Genomic DNA, 21,426 nt, shown 5'->3' on the forward strand with positions numbered 1-21,426 from the left:
CCAGGACGGCGCTGACGACCGTGGCGGACGTGATCAGCAGTCTGCGGCGGCTCGACGCGAAAGGGCGGTGGGAGCGATCGGGACGATCAGGACGATCGGGACGGTGGGAGCGATCGGGACGGTCGCGACGGTGGGAGCGATCGGAACGGTCGCGACGGTGGGAGCGATCGGAACGGCGGGGACGGTGGGAGCGATCGGAACGGTCGTGACGGTGGGGACGGTCGAACCTCACTGAGCGGAACCCTTCGGTGTCCTCGGCGTCGTCCTCGGCGCGGGAGAGGCGCGCAGCGGCGGACAGAACGCGGCGAGCGTGGTCAGCAGGGTCAGCGTCAGCAGCACCCGCTGCGCGCTGAAGGTGTGCGTGGCGATCAGTACGGTCGCGACGAGCATCACGACGCCGATGCTGAGGAACAGCACCAGCATCAGCCGCTCCAGCAGGTCGGAGTGGCGGGCGAAGTCCGCCTCCCGCCGCTCGACGGGCCCTTCGGCGGGCCGTGCCCCCAGCGCGGGGGCGCAGACCCTGACCGCTGCGGCGCCCGGGCCGGCGGCCAGGAAGAGGACGACCGCGGCGCCCCGCAGCGGCGACCCGCCGGGCAGGGCGAGCGCGGCGAGCGCGAGCCAGCCGCCGAACGGCGGCAGCATCCGGACCACGAGTTCCTGCGGTGTCATCGCTCCGCTCCCCCGGTCTGTTTCAGTACGTAGAGCCATCCGGCGCTGTTCTCCGCCACGAGCCGGAACCGTGGTGAGGCGGCGACGGACTTCTGGATGCGGTCCAGCTGCGCCTTGTCGAGCTGTCCGTTCATCTCGGAGTTGGCCGACTGGCCCTGGGTGAGCAGGAAGTAGGCCTGGGCCGGCCGCTCCACCCCGGCCATGTCCCTGGCGAGGGTGGCGGCCGGGCTCTTGACGATCCGGTCGACGTGGCTGCGGCCGTCGTCGAGGAACCAGTAGTGGTCGATGCTCCCGTAGGAGGCGTACGCGAGCGGGTAGTTGCGGTTGGCGGCCACCACGAGCGAGCCGTCGGGCGCCTGGTCGAACAACTGCCGTACCAGGTTCACTTCCTGGGGCGGGAAGTAGTTGATCCGGTCCTTGCCGGAGTAGCTCGGGACGAACGCCAGGGTGCCGAGGAGCAGGGCGGTCAGCGGCACCCAGGTGACGGCCCCCCGTCGGCGGCTCTCGGCAGGGCCGCGGGCCTCCTGCGCGGCGTCGGCGGCCAGCGTACGGACCTTGGGCAGCAGCGCGGCGGCGGCGAAGAAGGCGGCGCCGGGCAGCATGAACAGCAGCACCCGGAAGATCATCTCGCTGCCGTAGCTGCTCGCCGCGAACATCGGCAGCGGGGCCGCCGCGATCAGCAGCAGGGGCAGGGCGCGATGGCGCAGCACCCGCTGCCGCAGCACGCCGATCCCCGCGAGCAGCAGGACGGAGCCGGACAGCAGCCGGGCCGCCCAGGAGGTCGCGATGGCCCCGGTGCCGGTCGGGGTGGCGCCATAGCCGGTCTCGACGTTGGCGCCCACGTCCCCGATGGAACGGATCATGTCCGGCATCGCCGCGGACAGGAACGGCAGCGCGGCCGTGAGGCACCAGGCCAGGAAGATCACCGCGGTGGTGGCCAGCGGGACCCAGTCGCGGCAGCGGCGGGTGAGACACAGGGCGAGCAGACAGACGACCAGCATGCCCGGGGTGAGCTGGTGGGAGATGACGATCGCCACGATCATGACGGTGATCACCACCGTCCACACGGCCTGCCGCGGCCGGCCGTCGCGCACGGCGGACCGGCCGAAGCGGCGCAGGACCACGGCCAGGACGCCGACGTGCAGCGCGTAGGCCACGGACTGGGGGGAGAAGTAGTCCTGCCCCACCCAGTTGGCGACGTAGAAGAGCCAGAGCGCCGTCCAGATCAGCCGCCGGTCCTCGGTGAAGGTGCGGTAGATCAGCAGCAGCGGGAGCATCAGCATCAGGCTGGAGACCAGGGGCCACCAGGCCATGAACATGGCCGCCGAGTCCACGCCCAGCAGCCGCACCAGGGCGGCCTGGGCGGCGAAGAAGCCCGGCCACTGGTCGTACACCGCCATGTCGCCGACCTGGTCGGCCGTCTGGAGGCCGCCCGCCGTCAGCAGGTGGTCGATGACCGCGTCGTGCTTCCACGCCCAGGCGTACAGCGGGGTCGGGTAGACCACGGCCTGGGTGGCCCGCTCCATCACCAGCAGTCCGAGGACGTACCCCGCCGCCCAGCGGCCGGACGGGCGCGGGTCGCGGACCGTGAACCAGAAGCCGGTGGTGAGCACCACGAGGCCGGCCCAGAAGGCCGGGTGCAGCGCGGTGACCAGTCCGTAGTCGTCGAGCCGCGAGACGTCGGTGTGCCGTACGGCGTACGCCCAGAGCGCGAGCGCGACGAGCAGCGGAGCACCGGGCCAGGCGAACGCACGCCGGGCGGTCCAGGCGGGGGCCAGGTCGGACAGGTCCGTCACGGGCTCATGGGCGGGGCTCGACGACTCCGAGGACGAGGGGCTGGAGGACTGGCTGGAGGTCTCGGGGGTGGTCCCGGACAGGTCCGCTTCGCCCCGCGCGGGCGTGGGTTCCGGCGTGGATCTCTCCCGTGGAGTGGCTGGCGGACGCACGGTGTTTCCCCCCTGGCGGTTCGGCTCTGTGTGGCTCTGTTCGGCTCAGTTCGGCCTGTTTCGGCCCATTTCTGCCCTGGTAAACAGTCAGTCGGCGGGTGGTCCGTTCGGTTTTCTGCGGTGCGGCGCCCCCCAAGCCGGCGCGGTGCGGCGGAAGAGCGGCAGGACCCGGACGAGTGCGGCGAGTACGACGAGTGCGAGAAGCAGCGGCGGCGCGACGGGGGCGAGCGCCTCGCGCCACACCCAGCCGCCGACCGCGACGAGATACAGAACCCCCCAGCGCCCCTGCCACGGCAGCCGTCCGCCCGCGCTCGCGAGCAGCAGCCACAGCGGCACGAGGCACAGCAGCTGGCAGACGGGCGGCGCCCAGCGCAGCAGCGGCTCGGGATCGTGCAGGCCCAGCACGTCCGCGAGGAAGCCGGCCGTCTTCCCGTACAACGCCCCGTCCACCGGCCGCGGTTCCCGGCCGAGGGCGACCGGTGCGGCGTACAGGGCGAGCAGTGCGGTGGACAGGGCCGTGCCGGGCAGCCACGGGTCGCGCCGGGTGCACAGCGTGACCGCGGCGACGAACACCACCAGCAGCAGACTTCCCGCGGTGAGCGACGGCAACGGCAGGCCGTCCAGCAGTTGCCGTCCTGTCAGGGCCGCTTCGGTGGGACTGCCGAGCCACGGCAGGTCGGCCAGCGGCGCCCAGAAGAAGACGGTGGCGACACCGAGGAGGCTCCACAGGGCGCCTCTCAGCCGCCGCTCCTGTGGTTCCTGGTCCACGGACGTTCCCCCGGGCTCCTGAGGTGCCGGCTCCCGGGTGGGGCTCTCCGGCCGCACGATCAGCGCCAGGGTGTCCGCCTGCAACGCCTCACGCTCGTATCCCGGGCGGCCGATGAACAACGTGACCGTGTCCTCGTCGCCGTCCTTGGGCTGGTAGGCGGCCCGGCGGGCCCAGGTCGTGCCGTACCCGGCGGTGGCATTCAGTTTCGCCCAGCGGGTGCCGTAGGCCGGGTCGGCGGGCGTACGGGGGGCGGGCGCGCTGTCGTTGGGGCGCAGGGCCGCTCGCAGTCCGGCCGTGGAGACGACCGCGATCACCGTCATGCTCAGCAGCACCGCCCAGCCGGCACCCGCGATCCCGGCCGGGGTGAACAGCACGGCCGCGCTGCCCAGCACCAGGGCGCACATGGCCCCTTGGAGCGCGGCCAGCACACCCGTGCGCCCCTGGACGCGCAGCACGCCGATGTACAGCTCCACCACGACCCGCGGCAGCGCGCCGAGGGCGAGCAGCCGCAGCACCGTCGAGCCGTGCTCGGCGTAGTCCGGGCTGAAGGGCATGAGGATGTACGGGGCGAAGAGGACCAGCACAGCCACGACCGGGACCAGCAGCAGTGTCATGCGGCGCAAGGCGCCCCGGACGCCGTCGGCGAGCTGTCGCGGGTCGTGCGAGGCGTGCGCGGTGAGGGACGAGGCCATGTTGATGGCCATGAACTCCATCGTGCCGCCGACGGTGTACGCCACGTAGAAGTAGCCGTTCTCCGCGGCGCTGAAGCGGACCGCGACCATCACCGGGAGCAGGTTGATCATCGCCAGGCTGAACAGCGCGCCCAGCGAGTCACCGGCGAGGAAGCGGCCCATGTCGCGGAGTTTCGGGGGGTCCTTGTCGCGGTCGAGCTCCGCCTGGCGCGGGATGAGCCGGCGGAAGATCAGCCAGCCCAGCGGCAGGGTGGAGAAGGCGATCGCCACGGCCCAGGAGACGAAGATGCCGAGGACGGGCAGCGTGCCGGCGAAGACGGCCAGCAGGGCGAGCTTCCCGACCGAGAACACCGCGTTCCCGGCGGGCACCCACTCGGCCTTGCGCAGCCCGGTGAGCACTCCGTCCTGGAGGGTGAGCAGCGCCCAGGCCACGCACGCCGCGACGAACACCGCCCCGGCCATGGGTGTGCCGAGCGGGGCGTACGAGGCACCCCACGCGTCGAGCGTGAGCAGGAAGACGGCGGCGGCGAGCGCCACGACCAGCGAACTCGCCGCGTACGTGCCCCACACCAGGCGTCCGGTCTCGCGTCCCGCCCGGGGTACGAAACGGACGACGGCGCCGATCATGGTCGTGGCCGTGATGCTGGCGAGCAGCCGCATCGCGGCGATGGCGGCGGACCCCTGGCCGACGGCCTCCTCGGAGTAGTAGCGGGCGGCCACCAACCAGAATCCCAGGCCCAGTACGGCGGAGACGCCGGTGCTGAGCATGAGGAAGTAGGCGTTCTTGAACAGCGAGTCGTGGGTGTGCGCGCTGTCGGCAGGTTCTGGTCCGCCACCGTCGGAGCGCGTGGTGGCGGGCTCGTGCACCTGAGTCTCAGACAAGGGACTGCCCCAGCCCTCCCGCTGCCGGCCCGCCGCGGGGCGGTTCTCCCGGCGCCTCGGCCGGCCGCGCCCCGGACCGCTCCAGCACCTCGACGACCGTCCGGGCCCGCAGCGGGTCCACGGGCAGCGCGTGCCGCGCGAACCAGCGGGCCCCCTCGGGAGCCGGTGAGGGGTCGGTGAACTCCGCGCCCGCGTAGTCGTCCAGCGGCGGGTCGTAGAGGTAGCCGACGACGATGCCCTGCCGGGCCAGCGCCGCGATCGCCGCGTCCCGGTCCGCCACGAACAGCGGGACGCGGAACAACGGCTGGGTTCCGTGCGTCTCGCGCGGCTTGGCCCAGGGCGTGGACAGCAGCAGCTCCGTACCCGCCCGGCAGGCGTCCAGCACGTCGTCCAGCCGGTCGAGTCTGCGCCCGATGCGCCGCAGCCGCAGCGGGCCGGACTCCTGGCGGTAGTCGTGCATGTCGACCCGGACCCAAGGGTGGTGGGCGTCGAGTCCGGGGGTCCGGTCGGCGGCCAGCGCGAGTTCGTCCGGGCGCAGGGGCATGCGGATCTCCTCGCGGTCCGCCAGCCCCAGCAGCCTGATCGCGGCCCAGGCGGCGCGCCGCAGCCGCAGTCCGCGCACCGTCGCCTCGGCGTACGGCCGGACCGCGTAGGCGAGTTCGGAGCCGATCCGGTTCGGCGTGAGCAGACCCGCGCAGGTCTTCTCCACCGCCTCCCGCAGCCCCGGGTCGGCGAGGGAGAGCATGCCTCCGGCCTTGGCCCCGACGTGCTTGGACAGGCTGAACACCGAGGCCTCGCCCCAGGCGCCGACCGGCCGGCCGCCCACCGCGCTGCCGATGGCGTGCGCCCCGTCCTCGAACAGCGGGATGCCCAGCGCGTCGCACTTCTCCCGCAGTCGCGGTGCCGGGTCCGGGTTCCCGTACAGGTTCGTGGTGAGCACGGCCGACACCGAGCGCCACGTCTCCTCGGGCACGGCATCGAGGTCGATGGACGCGTCCAGCGGGTTCAACGGCGCCTGCACCGGGCGCAGTCCGGCCGCGAGCACGACGAAGAAGATCACGTCGTCGTTGACCGGCGACATCAGTACCCGGCCGCCGGGCGGGCACCAGTGGCGCAGCGCCACGTACAGCCCGAAGCGGCACGACGGTACGTACACACATTCCCGGCCGAGCCGTGCGCGCATGGTCTCTTCCAGCCGTGCCGGCTGTGCACCACGCCGCGTCGAGCCCGGACCGGCCTCCCCAATGGCCATCCGCCCCCCTGGTGTGCCGTCGGAACGCCCCCTCCCCGAGGCCTTCCGGCACCCGCCCAGAGTCGCCCCGTTCGCACCGCTCCGTCAAGATTGCGTCGCGTCCTGTGGATAACTTCCGGCTCGTACGTATGTGCCGTCCCGTCCGCCGCGTCCGGACGTGCCGGAACCGCTCCGCGCGGCATCCCCCGGGCCCACCTGCCCCGTTCGTCCGTGTCCGCCTCCTCGGACTCTGCCCAGGACCGGTGTGCCACCCGTAACGTGTGGCACGACCACGGACACGTGGCGACGACACGGCACACCCGAAAGCGAGGCAGCACCCGATGCCCCCCTTCGATGTCCCCGAGGGCGATCCCTTCGGCCCTCACAACCTGCCGTACGGCGTGTTCTCCCTCCCCGGCTCCGCGCACCGGACCGTGGGCGTCCGGCTCGGTGACCACGTGCTGGACGCGGGCGCGGCGGCCCACGCGCTCGGCTCGCCGTACGCCTCCCTGCTCGCGCGGCCGACCCTCGGCCCGCTGCTGGCCGCGGGCCGCACGGCCTGGTCGGACGTACGCCGCGCGCTGACGGCGTGGGTGACCGTGCCCTCCCACCGCGAGACCGTCGAACCGCTGTTCCACCCCCTGTCCTCGGTGACCCTGCACCTCCCCTTCGAGGTCGCGGACTACGTGGACTTCTACGCCTCCGAGAACCACGCCCGGAACGTCGGCCGGATCTTCCGCCCCGACGCCGAGGACTCCCTCACCCCCAACTGGAAGCACCTGCCGATCGGCTACCACGGCCGCTCCGGCACGGTCGTCGTCTCGGGCACGGAGGTCGCGCGCCCCTCGGGCCAGCGCAAGGCGCCCACGGACCCCGCCCCGGTGTTCGGGCCGTCCGTCCGCCTGGACATCGAGGCGGAGGTCGGCTTCGTCGTGGGTGTGCCGTCCCGGATGGGTGCGCCGGTGGCCCTCGGCGGTTTCCGGGATCACGTCTTCGGGCTGTGCCTCCTGAACGACTGGTCCGCACGCGACATCCAGGCCTGGGAGTACGTGCCGCTCGGCCCGTTCCTCGGCAAGTCCTTCGCCACGTCGGTGTCGGCCTGGATCACTCCGCTGGACGCCCTGGAGGAGGCCCGGGTGGCCCCGCCGGCCCGGACCCACGAGCTGCTGCCGTACCTGGACGACAGCGACGAGGAGCCCAGCGGCTACGACCTGCGGATCACGGTCGCCGTCAACGGCCACGTGGTCTCCGAGCCGCCCTTCTCCACCATGTACTGGACGGCCGCCCAGCAGCTGGCCCACATGACCGTGAACGGGGCGTCCCTGCGCACCGGGGACCTGTACGGCTCGGGCACGGTCAGCGGTCCGGCCGACCGGGAGCGCGGCTCCCTGCTGGAGCTGACCTGGAACGGCCGCGACCCGCTCGAACTCCCGGACGGCAAGCGGACGTTCCTGGAGGACGGCGACGTGGTGACCCTGTCGGCCTGGGCCCCCGGGCCGGACGGCGTGCGGGTGGGGCTGGGCGAGGTGACGGGGCGGGTGGTGCCGGGAGCGGAATGAGGGCCTCCCGGCTCTTCTGTTCGCGTTCGACTTGCGTTCGACCCCTGACTCACACCGCCCGGCCCGTCATACTGGGCATCGGGCGGTGTGCCCGCACCCGGAGGCCGTCGCACGCTCGGCGGCCGCACTCCCCCGCACGACCCCTGTAGGCGCCCTCCCCCGCACGACCCGTAGCCGCCCCCTTCCGACCAGGAACCGGAGCCCGTGGCAATGACCGTCTGCCTGCTCCTGCTGTGCGTTGTCGCCGTGACGGCCGCCGTGCCCGTGCCCCGTGCGCTGACCCGGTCCGCGTGGCCCGAGCGGGAACCGGTGGTCGGGCTGTGGGTGTGGCAGTGCCTGGTCGCCACCGTCCTGCTGTGCTGCGTGACGGCGCTCGCCCTGGGCGCCGCCGCCGTCTTCGGCACGGTCCGCGCCCAGCTCTTCGCCCCGGCGCCGCCCGCCGTGACCGCGGCGTACGACCTGTCCACCGCCCCGCCGTGGGCCGCCGCGCTCACGCTGCTGCTGGCCTGCGGTGCCGCCTGGACGACCGCGATGCTCGCGCGGGAACTCGTCGAGGCGCGCCGGCGTCGCGCCCGGTCCCGAGCCCACCTGCGCGAGCGCGCCCCCGACCTGCCGGCGGGCCTCGGCGCCGCGCGGGGCCCCCTGCTCGTGCTGGAGGACGAGTACCCGGACGCCTGGTGGATGCCGGGCAACCCGCCGCAGCTGATCGTCACCACGGGCGCCCTGCACCGCCTCACCAAGCACCAGCTCGACGCCGTCCTCACCCACGAGCGCGGCCACGCCCGTGCCCGCCACGACTGGCTGCTGCACCTGTCCACCGCCCTGGCCACCGGGTTCCCGCGCATCCCGCTGTTCGCCCACTTCTGCGACCAGACCCACCGCCTGGTCGAACTGGCCGCCGACGACACCGCCTCCCGCCGCTGCGGCCACCTGACCACGGCCCTGGCCCTGATCGAGCTGAACCAGCACCGCGGTGTCCTGTCCTGCGCCTCCAGCCACCGCCTGCTGGGCGAGCGGGTCGACCGGCTCCTGGAACCGCCGCCCCGGCTGGGCCGCCGCCACCGGGCCCTGACCACCACCACGGCCGCGCTGGTACCGCTGCTGCCCCTGCTGATCGCGTTCGCGCCGGGCCTGACGGCGCTGTCGTAGCCGGAGCGGCCGCGGGGGCGGTGGCAGATCTTGCCGCAGGTCCGCCGAAAGGCCAGTTCAGCAGTCGAACCGGTCACATTCCGGGTGGCGCAACACTCCCGCAACACTACTTTTCCTACCTGATAGGTATGGTCCGATCCATGCCTACCGACCGCATTCGGGACCACGCCGGCCAGGGCGCCGCGACGACCGTCGCCGCCCACCGCGCGCGGCGCCGGCTGCGCGCCGACCGGGCACGGCAGTTGGCCGACCTGTTGCGACGCCAGCTGCTCGCCGCCGCCTTCCCCGACGGCACCCTCCCCCACGAGTCGACCCTCGCGACCGACTACGGCGTCAGCCGCAACACGGTCCGTGAGGCCCTCGACCTGCTGCGGGCCGAGGGGCTCGTCGAACGCCAGCCCGGCGTCGGCACCGTGGTCGTGGCCCACAAGTACCCCCACGGCCTCGACTGTCTGATGGGCCTCGCGGAAACCCTCCGCGAGCACGGCCGGGTCACCAACGAGGTCCGCACCATGGGCCCGGCCCCGGCACCCGCGCCCGTCGCCGAGCGGCTCCACCTCCCGCCCGGCACCGACGTCCTCTACATCGAACGGCTGCGCCGCCTGGGCGGCCTGCCCCTGTCCCTCGACCTCACCTACGTGCCCCTCGACATCGGCACCGAACTGCTCGGCGCCGATCTCGAGAACACCGACGTCTTCCGCCTCCTGGAAGCCGTCACCGGCCAGCGTCTCGGCCACGCCGAGATCACCCTGGAAGCGGTCAGCGCGGACACCCACTCGGCCGCCGTGCTCGAGGCTCCGCGCGGCGCCGCTGTCCTCATGCTGGAACGCCTCACCCACCTCGCGGACGGCCGCCCGGTCGACCTGGAGTTCATCCGCTTCCGCGGCGACCGCATCACCATGAGCGGCCTGCTGCACCGGAACCGGTAACCACCCCGCTCGCGCACTCTCCCGGAGACATCCATGCCCTTGGCGCCCCAGCGGGCCGACGTGCCCGTGACCATCGACGAGTCGAAGTGCATCGACGGCTGCACCCTCTGCGTGGACATGTGCCCGCTGGACTCCCTCGCCATCGACGAGCGCAACGGCAAGGCCTACATGCATGTCGACGAGTGCTGGTACTGCGGCCCGTGCGCGGCCCGATGCCCCACCGGAGCCGTCACGGTCAACATGCCCTATCTGCTCCGGTGAGAGGCCCGAACCGCCATGTCCCGAACCACCATGAACCGCACAGCAGTCGCGATATCCGCCGCCGTCCTCCTGCTCCCGCTCAGCGCCTGCGGCGGTGACGCCGAGGCCGGCAGCGGCTCCACGGTCACCGTCACGGTCGGCTACCAGTCCCGGACCATCAACACCGTCACGGCGGGCACCCTGCTCCGCTCGCTCGGCTCCTTCGAGAAGCAGCTGAACTCCCTCCACGACGGCGTCCACTACAAGGTCGACTGGCAGGACTACGCCACCGGCGCGCCCATCACCGCCCAGATGACCGCCGGGAAGATCGACATCGGCTCGATGGGCGACTTCCCGCTGCTCATCAACGCGGCTCGCGGCAAGCAGCTGAACAAGCCCACCCGCCTGGTCTCGGTCACCGGCTACAACCTGCGCGGCGGCCTCAACACCATCGTCACCGCGCCCGGTTCCAAGCTCGCCTCCCTGAAGGACCTGAAGGGCAAGAAGGTCTCCACGAGCGTCGGCTCGGCCGCCGACGGCACCCTCGTGCGGGCCCTGCAGCGCGCCGGCATCGACCCGAACAGCGGCATCCAGAAGCTCAACCAGCAGCCCTCCGTCGGCGCCTCCGCCCTCGCGGCGGGCAGCACGGACGCCCTGTCGCAGTTCGTCGCCTGGCCCGGTCTGCTCGCCTACCAGGACAAGGCGAAGGCGATCTACGACGGAGCCCGGCTGAATCTGCCGACCTTCCACGGCGTCACCGCCCGCGAGGACTTCGCGAAGGAGCGCCCGGCCGTGCTGGACGCCTTCCTGAAGGCCCAGGCGGAGGCGACCGACTACCTCAACGACCACCCGGTGGACGCCGCAGAGAAGGTCGCGAAGGCGACCGGCCTGCCCGCCGAGGTCGTCTACCTCTACAACGGCGCGCACGGCGTCGCCACCTTCGACCCGGCGATCAAGCCCCAGCTCGTCTCCGCCCTGAAGAAGGACGTGTCGATCCTCAAGGCGGCGAAGCTCACCGGCGACGTGGACGTCGACTCCTTCGTCGACGACCAGTACGTGAAGAAGGCCCTGGGGGCGACGGCGTACACCAAGCATCTCGCCACGAAGCCCGCACCGGCCGCGAGCGAGGCCTGGCCCAAGGGCGCCTCGAAGACCGTCCCGTTCACATCCCCCTCCGAACTGCTGCGTTACGTCGCCGGGCACCGGGACACCCTCCGCGCCGCCTACGTCCCCGACACCACCACCGGCACCCTCTGGTTCGCCGACAAGGCGGTGTGGGTGGCCGACGGCTCCAAGCTGCTGCCCTTCGTCGCGCCCGACACCGCGCAGGAGTACGTCGCCGGGCACGGCGGGGCGCGGGTCGTCTCCTACGCCGACGCCTTGGAGCAAGCGTCGTGAGCCGGTATGTGCTCCGGGTCCTTTCGCTGGCCGCCGCCCTCGGCCTGTGGCAGACGCTGACGAGCCTGCACGTCGACCTGTGGCTGCGCTTCTCGCAGTTCCCGACGGTCACCGACGTGGCCCGGGCCTTCGCCGCCCGGCTGTCCGGGCCGGACTACTGGACGGACCTCACCGACAGCCTCACCCGGATCCTCAGCGGCTTCCTGCTGGCCGCGGTCCTGGGCGTGGCCACGGGCGTGCTCGTGGCGCGCTCGCGCCTCGCCGAGGACCTGCTCGGGCCGATCCTGGAAGTGATCCGCCCCATCCCGGCCATCGCCCTGGTCCCCGTCGCGATCCTGCTCTTCCCCTCCAACGAACAGGGCATCGTCTTCATCACCTGCACCGCCGCCTTCTTCCCGGTCCTGGTCTCCACCCGGCACGCGGTGCGCGCCCTGACGCCCGTGTGGGAGGAGGCGGTGCGCACCATGGGCGGCGGCCGGTGGCGGATCCTCGGCTCCGTCGTCCTGCCGGGCGCGCTGCCCGGGGTGTTCGGCGGCCTGTCCGTCGGCATCGGCGTGTCCTGGATCTGTGTGATCTCCGCCGAGATGATCTCCGGCCAGTACGGGGTCGGCTACCGCACCTGGCAGGACTACACCGTCGTCGACTACCCCGGCGTGTTCGTCGGCATGGTCACCATCGGCGTCCTCGGCTGGCTCACCTCCACGGCCGTGGAACTGCTGGGCCGCCGCCTCACCCGCTGGCTGCCCCGCACCGCGTACGTCCCCGCCGCCCGGCCGCCCCGGCCCGCCCGCTCCGTGAAGCCGACGGCGCCGGCCGCTCCCGCCACAGCGCCCGGTGGGTCCCGACCCGAGGAGGCACGCGATGAGCACCTCGTCTGACACCGTCCCCAACCCCTCGCCCGAGACCGTCCCCAACCCCTCGTCCGAGGCCGCCCGGAACACCACCTCCGAGTCCGATGTCACCGCGACGCCGGTGCGCGGCACCCGGCTCACCCTGTCCGGCGCCTCCCTCGGCCGCCCCGGCGCCCCCGCCCTGGACGAGGTCGACCTGGACATCGCCCCCGGCGAGATCCTCACCGTGGTCGGCCCCTCCGGCTGCGGCAAGTCGACCCTGCTGCGCACCCTGGCCGGCCTGCTGCCGCCGCTCGCCGGCGAGATCACCCAGGACGGACAGCCGCTGACCGGTCCCTCGGCCGACCGCGCCCTGGTCTTCCAGGAGGACGCCCTGCTCCCGTGGCGGAGCCTGCGCGCCAACGTCGAACTCCCCCTCGCCATCCGGGGTGTGTCCCGCGCCGAGCGCCGGGAACAGGCCCAGGCCTGGCTGGAGCGGGTCGGACTCGGCACGCAGGCGCGGCAGTTGCCGCACCGGGTCTCCGGCGGGCAGCGCCAGCGCGTCCAGCTGGCCCGCGCCCTGGCCGGACGCCCGCGCGCCGTCCTGATGGACGAGCCGTTCGGCGCCCTCGACGCGCAGACCCGGGCCGGCATGCAGGACCTGCTGGTGGAGGTACTCCAGGGCACCGGCGCCACCGTCGTCTTCGTCACCCACGACGTGGACGAGGCGCTGTTCCTCGGCGACCGCGTGGCCCTGCTCGGCGCGGGCGGACTCGTCGCCGTACGGGACATCCCCCGCCCGCGCGACCGCGGCACGCGCGACGACCAGGCGCGCGTGGCCCTGCGGCGCGACGTCCTCACCTCGCTCGGTACGTGAAAGGCACCCCGGTGACCACCTCCGTGAACTCCCCTGCGGACACCCCCCTGGCCGTCCCCTCCCTCGCCGACGCCGAGGAACTGACCTGCGACGTCCTCGTCATCGGCGGCGGCACCGCCGGCACCATGGCGGCCCTGACCGCCGCCGAGCACGGCGCGAACGTGCTGCTGCTGGAGAAGGCGCATGTGCGGCACTCCGGCGCGCTCGCCATGGGCATGGACGGCGTCAACAACGCGGTCATCCCGGGCCGCGCCGAACCCGACGACTACGTCGCCGAGATCACCCGCGCCAACGACGGCATCGTCGACCAGTCCACCGTCCGCCAGACCGCCACCCGCGGCTTCGGCATGGTGCAGCGGCTGGAGTCGTACGGCGTGAAGTTCGAGAAGGACGAGCACGGCGACTACGCGGTCCGCCAGGTCCACCGCTCCGGCTCGTACGTCCTCCCGATGCCGGAGGGCAAGGACGTCAAGAAGGTCCTGTACCGGCAGCTGCGGCGGCGCGAGATGCGGGAGAGGATCCGCATCGAGAACCGGGTGATGCCGGTGCGCGTGCTCACCGCCGAAGGACGAGCAGTCGGAGCGGCGGGCTTCAACACCCGCACGGGACAGTTCGTGCAGGTCCGCGCGGGCGCGGTGATCCTCGCGACCGGCGCCTGCGGCCGCCTGGGCCTGCCCGCCTCCGGCTACCTCTACGGCACCTACGAGAACCCCACCAACGCGGGCGACGGCTACGCCATGGCCTACCACGCGGGCGCCGAGCTCACCGGCATCGAGTGCTTCCAGATCAACCCGCTGATCAAGGACTACAACGGCCCGGCCTGCGCCTACGTCGCCAACCCCTTCGGCGGCTACCAGGTCAACCGGCACGGCGAACGCTTCGTCGACTCCGACTACTGGTCCGGCCAGATGATGGCCGAGTTCGCGGCCGAGGTGGCCTCCGACCGGGGCCCGGTCTACCTGAAGCTGAGCCACCTCCCCGAGGAGTCGGTCTCCGCCCTGGAGACCATCCTCCACTCCACCGAACGCCCGACCCGCGGCACCTTCCACTCCGGCCGCGGCCACGACTACCGCACCCACGACGTGGAGATGCACATCTCCGAGATCGGCCTGTGCGGCGGCCACTCCGCCTCCGGCGTCCGCGTGGACGACCACGCCCGTACGACCGTGCCCCGGCTGTACGCGGCCGGCGACCTGGCCTGCGTGCCGCACAACTACATGATCGGCGCGTTCGTCTTCGGCGACCTGGCGGGCGCGGACGCGTCCCAGTACCAGGCCTACGCCGGTGAGTTGCCGACGGACCAGCTGCGTCAGGCGCACGAGCTGATCTACCGCCCGCTGCGCAATCCCGAGGGACCGCCGCAGCCCCAGGTCGAGTACAAGCTGCGCCGTTTCGTGAACGACTACGTGGCCCCGCCGAAGTCCGGCGCCCGGCTGTCGCTGGCGCTGGAGGCGTTCGAGCGGATGCGCACCGACATCGCCGAGATGGGCGCCCGCACCGCGCACGAGCTGATGCGCTGCGCGGAGGTCACCTTCATCCGCGACTGCGCGGAGATGGCCGCGCGGTCCTCCCTGGCCCGCACGGAGTCCCGCTGGGGCCTCTACCACGACCGTCTCGACCACCCCGCCCGCGACGACGCGTCCTGGTTCCACCATCTCGATCTGCACAAGTCCCCCTCTGGTGCGATGGAGTTCACGGCCCGTCCCGTGGCTCCCTATCTCGTTCCGGTCGACGGCTTCACCCCCGTCGGGGGCACGTCCCGGCACCTCGGCGAGGTCCACGCCGAGGACGTGGCGACGGCGGGCTCGCGGGATCTGGCGCCGGTGGCGGCCCAGGCCGGGGTGGCGGAACCGGTCGTCCCGGCCGGAGCGACGGAGGGGTCGCAGCCCTCCGCTCCCGCGGGTGAGCGGTCTGCCGCCCGCCTCCTCGAACTCGTCGCCCTCGCCGACGAGGAGCCCGAACTCCAGGCCCTTCAGCCCTACTTGACCGACCCGGAGCCCGCTGTCCGCCGCGAGGCGGTCGCCGTGCTCACCGAGACACTGCCGCCGGGCACCGGCCCCGCCCTCGCCGCCGCCCTGCGCGACACCGCCACCGAGGTGCGTGCCGCCGCGGCCGCGTCACTGCGCGAGCTGGTCGAGACGCTCCCGCCCGAGCCCGAGCTGCGTGACGGCCTCGCGGCCGCCCTGGCCGAGCCCGACCCGGTGGTGCGTGCCGCGGCGCTGGACGTGCTGCGTGCCCTGCGCCTCGGAGACGCCGCGCTGTTCGCGGACGCCCTGGCCGACTCCGACATCGCCGTCCGTATCGAAGCCGTGCGGGCGCTGGTGTCGGTCGACGCCGCCGGCGAACTGGCCGGTGCGGCGCCGGCCGACCCGTCCCGCGAGGTCCGGGTGGCGATCGCCAAGGGCTTGGCGACGGTGGGTGCCGATCGGCTGACGGGCGAGGCCCCGGCCGGCTCCGCCCCCGACCCGGTCGAAGCGGCCCTCACGGGTCTCCTCGACGACCCCGACGCCCTGGTCCGGGCGGCGGCCTACGGGGCGCTGGGCACGACCGGCTGCCCGCCGCCCCTCACCGCGCGTGCCGTGGCCGCCCTGTCCGAGTCGGCCTGGCAGGTGCGGGCGGGGGCCGCCACGGCCCTGTCGGTCGCCGACCCCGAGGTGGCCGTCCCCGCGCTCGCCAAGGTCCTCGCGGACGCCAACGCCGACGTGCGCAAGGCCGCCGTCCTGGCCCTCACCCGGCACAGCGCGACCGAGGAGGCCCGCGCGGCCCTCGCCACGGCGACGACGGACCCCGACGCGGACGTCAGGGCGTACGCGGCACGAGCACTGTGACGGTTGCCCCGGCCGGGCCGACGGGCGACCACCGCCCCGGCCCGGCGCCGGGGCCCGGCCCTATATCCAGTCGGGCTCCGGCTCCGCGTCCGTCTCCGGCCAGTCGTCCGGCCCGCTCGGGCCGGGTGCGGCGGCCGGCCGCGCCCCGGGCCGGTCACCCAGCGAGGCCAGCACCTCCAGCACACCCTCCCCGTACGTCGCGAGCTTCTTCTCGCCGACCCCGCTGATCCCGCCCAGCTCGGCCACCGAGGCCGGCCACAGGGTGGCGATCTCCCGCAGGGTCGCGTCATGGAAGATGACGTACGCCGGGACGCCCTGCTCGCGTGCCTGCTCGGCCCGCCAGGCGCGCAGTGCCTCGAACGCGGGCAGCAGCTCCTCGGGCAGCTCGGGGGCGGCCGCCTTGCCCTTGCGCTCGCCCCTCGCGGAGCCGGACGACCCGGAGGACCCCGACCGGGAGGTCACCGGCTTCTTCGGCTCCTTGCGCAGCGGCACCTCGCGCTCCCGCCGCAGCACCGTCCCGCTGGCCTCGGTCAGCACCAGCGTGCCGTACTCGCCCTCCACCGCGAGCAGTCCCTGGGCCAGCAACTGCCGGATGACGCCCCGCCATTCCGCCTCGGCCAGTTCGTCACCGATGCCGAACACCGACAGCTGGTCGTGGTCGAACTGGATCACCTTGCCGGTCCGCTTGCCCAGCAGGATGTCGACGATCTGCACGGCGCCGAACTTCTGCCCGCGCTCGCGCTGGAGCCGCACCACCGTCGACAGCACCTTCTGCGCCGCGATGGTGCCGTCCCAGGTCTCCGGCGGGGTCAGGCAGGTGTCGCAGTTGCCGCAGCCGGCCGGGTCGGGGTCCTGGCCGAAGTAGGCGAGGAGCTGGCCCCGGCGGCACCGGACCGTCTCGCACAGCGCCAGCATCGAGTCCAGGTGGGCCTGGGCCCGGCGCCGGAAGGCCTCGTCGCCCTCACCGGACTGGATCAGTTTCCGCTGCTGGATGACGTCGTTCAGCCCGTAGGCCATCCAGGCCGTCGACGGCAGCCCGTCACGGCCCGCCCGGCCCGTCTCCTGGTAGTAGCCCTCGACGGACTTGGGCAGATCGAGGTGGGCGACGAAGCGTACGTCCGGCTTGTCGATGCCCATCCCGAAGGCGATGGTCGCCACCACGACCAGGCCGTCCTCGCGCAGGAAGCGGGACTGGTGGGCCGCGCGGGTGCCCGCGTCCAGACCGGCGTGGTAGGGCACCGCCTCCACGCCGTTGCGGCTGAGGAACTCGGCGGTCTTCTCGACCGAGTTGCGCGACAGGCAGTAGACGATGCCCGCGTCTCCCGCGTGCTCCTCGCGCAGGAAGCTCAGCAGCTGCTTCTTCGGGTCGGCCTTGGGCACGATCCGGTACTGGATGTTGGGCCGGTCGAAGCTCGCCACGAAGTGCCGGGCCGCCGGCATGTTCAGCCGCTCGGTGATCTCCTGGTGCGTGGCGCGCGTGGCCGTCGCCGTGAGCGCGATCCGCGGCACGTCGGGCCAGCGCTCGCCGAGCAGCGACAGGGACAGGTAGTCGGGCCGGAAGTCGTGGCCCCACTGGGAGACGCAGTGCGCCTCGTCGATCGCGAAGACGGAGATCTTGCCGCGGGAGAGCAGGTCGAGCGTGTTCTCCAGCCGCAGCCGCTCCGGCGCCAGGTACAGCAGGTCCAGTTCTCCGGCGAGGAACTCGGCCTCCACGACCCGCCGCTCGTCGAAGTCCTGCGTGGAGTTCATGAACCCGGCCCGCACGCCCAGCGCCCGCAGCGCGTCCACCTGGTCCTGCATGAGGGCGATGAGCGGGGAGACGACGACTCCCGTACCGGGTCTGACCAGGGACGGGATCTGGTAGCACAGCGACTTGCCGCCACCGGTCGGCATGAGCACGACGGCGTCGCCGCCCGCCACCACATGCTCGATGACCGCTTCCTGCTCACCGCGGAAGGCCTCGTACCCGAAGACCCGGTCCAGCGCGGCCAGCGCCTCGCTCTGCGTCACTGACATCTCGGCGATACCGCCTGTCCCACCCATCGTCGTGCCCCCCGTACGTCGTCCTTCGACCACTGTGTCCACGATAGGGGTCACCGCCGACAGCCCCCGGAGTTATCCACAGGCTGGGCGGCCGCCCCTCGAAAAAGCCGGCGGCCCGGCCCCCGAAGGGAAGCCGGGCCGCAGCCGCACCGCGAGCGTGGCGTCAGCGGACGAACACCCCCGCATGCCCCGCGAGATCCAGGAAGTACTGCGGCGCCACACCGAGCACCAGCGTGACCACCACACCCAGCCCGATCGCCGTCATCGTCAGCGGCGACGGCACGGCCACCGTCGGGCCCTCCGGTCGCGGCTCGCTGAAGAACATCAGCACGATGACGCGGATGTAGAAGAACGCCGCGATCGCCGACGAGATCACACCGATCACGACCAGCGGGGCGGCCCCGCCCTCCGCCGCCGCCTTGAACACGGCGAACTTCCCGGCGAAGCCGGAGGTCAGCGGAATGCCCGCGAAGGCCAGCAGGAACACCGCGAACACCGCCGCCACCAGCGGTGACCTGCGCCCGAGCCCCGCCCACTTGGACAGGTGCGTCGCCTCACCGCCCGCGTCACGTACGAGCGTGACCACCGCGAAGGCGCCGATCGTCACGAACGAGTAGGCGGCGAGGTAGAACAGCACCGACGAGACACCGTCCGGCGTGGTCGCGATGACACCCGCGAGGATGAACCCGGCGTGCGCGATCGACGAGTAGGCCAGCAGCCGCTTGATGTCGGTCTGCGTGATCGCGACGATCGCACCGCCCAGCATGGTGACGATCGCCACGGCCCACATCACCGGCCGCCAGTCCCAGCGCAGACCGGGCAGGACGACGTAGAGCAGGCGCAGCAGGGCGCCGAACGCCGCCACCTTCGTCGCCGCCGCCATGAAGCCGGTCACCGGCGTGGGCGCGCCCTGGTACACGTCCGGGGTCCACATGTGGAACGGCACCGCGCCGACCTTGAACAGCAGGCCCATCACCAGCAGCGCGGCACCGACCAGCAGCAGCGCGTCGTTGCCCATGGTGCCGGCGAGCGCCGGGTTGACGTCCTGGACCGTGCCGTCGACGACCTGAGCGATCGTCGCGTACGACATGGAGCCCGCGTAGCCGTACAGCAGCGCGATGCCGAACAGGGTGAACGCGGAGGCGAACGCGCCGAGCAGGAAGTACTTGACCGCCGCCTCCTGCGACATCAGCCGCTTGCGGCGGGCCAGCGCGCACAGCAGATACAGCGGGAGCGAGAAGACCTCCAGCGCCACGAACAGCGTCAGCAGGTCGTTGGCCGCCGGGAAGATCAGCATGCCGGCGACGGCGAACAGCAGCAGCGGGAACACCTCGGTGGTGGTGAACCCGGCCTTCACGGCCGCCTTCTCGCTCTCGCTGCCCGGCACGGACGCGGCCTGCGCGGCGAAGGAGTCGACCCGGTTGCCGTGCGCCTCCGGGTCGAGGCGCCGCTCGGCGAAGGTGAACAGACCGACCAGGGCCGCCAGCAGGATGGTGCCCTGGAGGAAGAGCGCCGGTCCGTCGACGGCGATGGCGCCCATCGCCGCGATGCGCGCCTTGGTCGTGCCGTACCCGTCGGCCGCGAGCGCGACGACCGCCGCGAAGGCGGCCGCGATCGCGACGACGGACACGAACATCTGGACGTGGTAACGCGATTTACGCGGTACGAACGCCTCGACCAGGATCCCGAGGATCGCCGCGCCGACGATGATCAGGGTGGGGGCGAGCTGCCCGTACTCGAACTTCGGCGCGTCGATCTTGGTGATCGGTTCGGCCGCGGTTGTCCACAGGCTGTGGACGGCTGTCGCACTCACTTGGCCGCCTCCACCTCGGGCTGGGGGTCCTTCTTGTGTACGTCGGACATGGTCTGCTGGACCGCCGGATCGATGATCTGTGTGACGGGCTTCGGGTAGACGCCCAGGAAGATCAGCAGGACGACCAGCGGGGCGACCACCACGAGCTCGCGCACCCTGAGGTCCGGCATCTTGGCGACCTCCGGTTTCACCGGGCCCGTCATCGTCCGCTGGTAGAGGACGAGGGTGTAGAGCGCGGCGAGGACGATGCCGAAGGTGGCGATGATCCCGATCACCGGGTAGCGCGTGAACGTGCCGACCAGGACCAGGAACTCACTCACGAACGGTGCCAGTCCCGGCAGGGAGAGCGTCGCCAGGCCGCCGATCAGGAAGGTGCCGGCGAGCACCGGGGCGACCTTCTGCACCCCGCCGTAGTCGGCGATGAGCCGCGAGCCTCGCCGGGAGATCAGGAAGCCCGCGACCAGCATCAGCGCGGCCGTCGAGATGCCGTGGTTGACCATGTAGAGCGTCGCCCCGGACTGGCCCTGGCTGGTCATCGCGAAGATGCCCATGATGATGAAGCCGAAGTGGGAGATCGACGCGTAGGCCACCAGCCGCTTGATGTCGCGCTGGCCGACCGCGAGCAGCGCCCCGTAGATGATGCTGATCAGCGCCAGGACGAGGATCGCGGGCGTCGCCCACTTGCTGGCCTCCGGGAACAGCTGGAGGCAGAAGCGGAGCATCGCGAAGGTGCCGACCTTGTCGACGACGGCCGTGATGAGCACGGCGACCGGGGCGGTGGACTCCTGCATGGCGTTGGGCAGCCAGGTGTGCAGCGGCCACAGCGGGGCCTTCACCGCGAAGGCGAAGAAGAAGCCGAGGAAGAGCCAGCGTTCGGTGGTGGTCGCCATGTCGAGCGAGCCGCTGGCGCGGGCCTGGGCGATCTCCGTGAGCGAGAAGCTTCCGGCGACCACGTACAGACCGATCACCGCGGCCAGCATGATCAGACCGCCGACCAGGTTGTAGAGGAGGAACTTCACCGCCGCGTACGAGCGTTGCGTCGCCGCCGCCTTCTCGCCGTGCTCGTGGGCACGGTCCCCGAAGCCGCCGATGAGGAAGTACATCGGGATCAGCATGGCTTCGAAGAAGATGTAGAAGAGGAAGACGTCGGTGGCCTCGAAGGAGAGGATCACCATCGCCTCGACGGCGAGGATCAGGGCGAAGAAGCCCTGTGTGGGCCGCCACCGCTTGCTTCCGGTCTCCAGCGGGTCGGCGTCGTGCCAGCCGGCGAGGATGATGAACGGGATGAGCAGCGCCGTGAGCGCGATGAGCGCCACGCCGATGCCGTCCACGCCCAGTTCGTAGCGGACGCCGAAGTCCGCGATCCAGGCGTGCGACTCGGTGAGCTGGTAGCGGTCGCCGTCCGGGTCGAAGCGGACCAGGACGGTGATCGCCAGGACGAGCGTGGCGAGCGAGAAGAGCAGCGCCAGCCACTTGGCGGCGGTGCGCTTGGCGGCCGGTACGGCGGCCGTGGCGATCGCCCCGACGGCCGGGAGCGCCGCTGTCGCTGTCAGCAGAGGAAAGGACATCGG

At 72.4% G+C, this 21,426-nt stretch carries 15 protein-coding genes; 8 read left to right on the forward strand and 7 right to left on the reverse strand.

Annotated features, from left to right (window positions below; genetic code table 11):
• Positions 1-228: 228 nt before the first annotated feature.
• From ABEA82_RS09000 to ABEA82_RS09015, 4 genes are all read right to left on the reverse strand, one after another.
• Complete coding sequence (locus tag ABEA82_RS09000; RefSeq protein WP_345660820.1) at positions 229-669, reverse strand: hypothetical protein; 441 nt, start codon at positions 667-669, stop codon at positions 229-231.
• The gene (locus ABEA82_RS09005) at positions 666-2,465 is read right to left on the reverse strand and encodes a glycosyltransferase (protein ID WP_345660821.1); all 1,800 of its coding nucleotides are present in this window, start codon (positions 2,463-2,465) and stop codon (positions 666-668) included. The genes ABEA82_RS09000 and ABEA82_RS09005 overlap by 4 nt, the downstream gene beginning before the upstream one ends.
• 237 nt (positions 2,466-2,702) lie before the next feature.
• Positions 2,703-4,958, reverse strand: a complete 2,256-nt coding sequence (locus tag ABEA82_RS09010; protein ID WP_345660822.1) for a lipopolysaccharide biosynthesis protein — start codon at positions 4,956-4,958, stop codon at positions 2,703-2,705.
• Positions 4,951-6,210 (reverse strand): DegT/DnrJ/EryC1/StrS family aminotransferase, encoded by a 1,260-nt coding sequence (locus ABEA82_RS09015; protein WP_345660823.1) that lies wholly within the window; start codon positions 6,208-6,210, stop codon positions 4,951-4,953. Before ABEA82_RS09015 ends, ABEA82_RS09010 begins: the two co-directional genes overlap by 8 nt.
• A 320-nt stretch (positions 6,211-6,530) precedes the next feature.
• On the opposite strand from ABEA82_RS09015, the gene fahA reads away from it, so the two are divergent.
• The 8 genes from fahA (at position 6,531) to ABEA82_RS09055 (ending at position 15,999) form a co-directional block, all read left to right on the forward strand.
• On the forward strand, positions 6,531-7,748 hold the full coding sequence (gene fahA, locus ABEA82_RS09020; protein ID WP_345660824.1) for a fumarylacetoacetase: 1,218 nt from the start codon (positions 6,531-6,533) through the stop codon (positions 7,746-7,748).
• Positions 7,749-7,958: 210 nt separating this feature from the next.
• Entirely contained in the window at positions 7,959-8,897 is a 939-nt protein-coding gene (locus ABEA82_RS09025; protein WP_345661011.1) for a M56 family metallopeptidase, read from the forward strand.
• A gap of 128 nt (positions 8,898-9,025) precedes the next feature.
• Positions 9,026-9,826, forward strand: coding sequence for a GntR family transcriptional regulator (locus ABEA82_RS09030; protein WP_425588496.1), 801 nt, complete (start codon positions 9,026-9,028; stop codon positions 9,824-9,826).
• A 33-nt stretch (positions 9,827-9,859) separates the two neighbouring features.
• On the forward strand, positions 9,860-10,087 hold the full coding sequence (locus ABEA82_RS09035; RefSeq protein ID WP_003992261.1) for a 4Fe-4S dicluster domain-containing protein: 228 nt from the start codon (positions 9,860-9,862) through the stop codon (positions 10,085-10,087).
• 30 nt (positions 10,088-10,117) lie between these two features.
• Entirely contained in the window at positions 10,118-11,464 is a 1,347-nt protein-coding gene (locus ABEA82_RS09040; protein WP_345660826.1) for an ABC transporter substrate-binding protein, read from the forward strand.
• The gene (locus ABEA82_RS09045) at positions 11,461-12,342 is read left to right on the forward strand and encodes an ABC transporter permease (RefSeq protein WP_345660827.1); all 882 of its coding nucleotides are present in this window, start codon (positions 11,461-11,463) and stop codon (positions 12,340-12,342) included. Before ABEA82_RS09040 ends, ABEA82_RS09045 begins: the two co-directional genes overlap by 4 nt.
• Positions 12,326-13,171: an ABC transporter ATP-binding protein gene (locus ABEA82_RS09050; protein WP_345660828.1), complete on the forward strand. Its 846-nt coding sequence runs from the start codon at positions 12,326-12,328 to the stop codon at positions 13,169-13,171. Before ABEA82_RS09045 ends, ABEA82_RS09050 begins: the two co-directional genes overlap by 17 nt.
• An 11-nt stretch (positions 13,172-13,182) precedes the next feature.
• Entirely contained in the window at positions 13,183-15,999 is a 2,817-nt protein-coding gene (locus tag ABEA82_RS09055; protein ID WP_425588497.1) for a fumarate reductase/succinate dehydrogenase flavoprotein subunit, read from the forward strand.
• A gap of 60 nt (positions 16,000-16,059) precedes the next feature.
• Here the strand turns inward: ABEA82_RS09055 and recQ are convergent, their stop codons facing one another.
• The 3 genes from recQ to ABEA82_RS09070 form a co-directional block, all read right to left on the reverse strand.
• Entirely contained in the window at positions 16,060-18,042 is a 1,983-nt protein-coding gene (recQ, locus tag ABEA82_RS09060) for a DNA helicase RecQ (RefSeq protein WP_345660829.1), read from the reverse strand.
• A gap of 163 nt (positions 18,043-18,205) precedes the next feature.
• Positions 18,206-19,855, reverse strand: coding sequence for an NADH-quinone oxidoreductase subunit NuoN (gene nuoN / locus ABEA82_RS09065; RefSeq protein WP_345660830.1), 1,650 nt, complete (start codon positions 19,853-19,855; stop codon positions 18,206-18,208).
• Positions 19,852-21,423 (reverse strand): NADH-quinone oxidoreductase subunit M, encoded by a 1,572-nt coding sequence (locus ABEA82_RS09070; RefSeq protein ID WP_345660831.1) that lies wholly within the window; start codon positions 21,421-21,423, stop codon positions 19,852-19,854. The genes nuoN and ABEA82_RS09070 overlap by 4 nt, the downstream gene beginning before the upstream one ends.
• Positions 21,424-21,426: the final 3 nt, after the last annotated feature.

Source organism: Streptomyces venetus (assembly GCF_039540295.1).
Taxonomy (GTDB): Bacteria; Actinomycetota; Actinomycetes; order Streptomycetales; family Streptomycetaceae; genus Streptomyces; species Streptomyces venetus.

Excerpts from the sequence above, each read along its gene's own strand:
- ABEA82_RS09000 (WP_345660820.1), bottom strand. The coding sequence starts at position 669 with ATGACACCGCAGGAACTCGTGGTCCGGATGCTGCCGCCGTTCGGCGGC.
- ABEA82_RS09015 (WP_345660823.1), bottom strand. The coding sequence starts at position 6,210 with ATGGCCATTGGGGAGGCCGGTCCGGGCTCGACGCGGCGTGGTGCACAG.
- fahA (WP_345660824.1), top strand. The coding sequence starts at position 6,531 with ATGCCCCCCTTCGATGTCCCCGAGGGCGATCCCTTCGGCCCTCACAAC.
- ABEA82_RS09025 (WP_345661011.1), top strand. The coding sequence starts at position 7,959 with ATGACCGTCTGCCTGCTCCTGCTGTGCGTTGTCGCCGTGACGGCCGCC.
- ABEA82_RS09030 (WP_425588496.1), top strand. The coding sequence starts at position 9,026 with ATGGTCCGATCCATGCCTACCGACCGCATTCGGGACCACGCCGGCCAG.
- ABEA82_RS09035 (WP_003992261.1), top strand. The coding sequence starts at position 9,860 with ATGCCCTTGGCGCCCCAGCGGGCCGACGTGCCCGTGACCATCGACGAG.
- ABEA82_RS09040 (WP_345660826.1), top strand. The coding sequence starts at position 10,118 with ATGAACCGCACAGCAGTCGCGATATCCGCCGCCGTCCTCCTGCTCCCG.
- ABEA82_RS09050 (WP_345660828.1), top strand. The coding sequence starts at position 12,326 with ATGAGCACCTCGTCTGACACCGTCCCCAACCCCTCGCCCGAGACCGTC.
- recQ (WP_345660829.1), bottom strand. The coding sequence starts at position 18,042 with ATGGGTGGGACAGGCGGTATCGCCGAGATGTCAGTGACGCAGAGCGAG.
- ABEA82_RS09070 (WP_345660831.1), bottom strand. The coding sequence starts at position 21,423 with ATGTCCTTTCCTCTGCTGACAGCGACAGCGGCGCTCCCGGCCGTCGGG.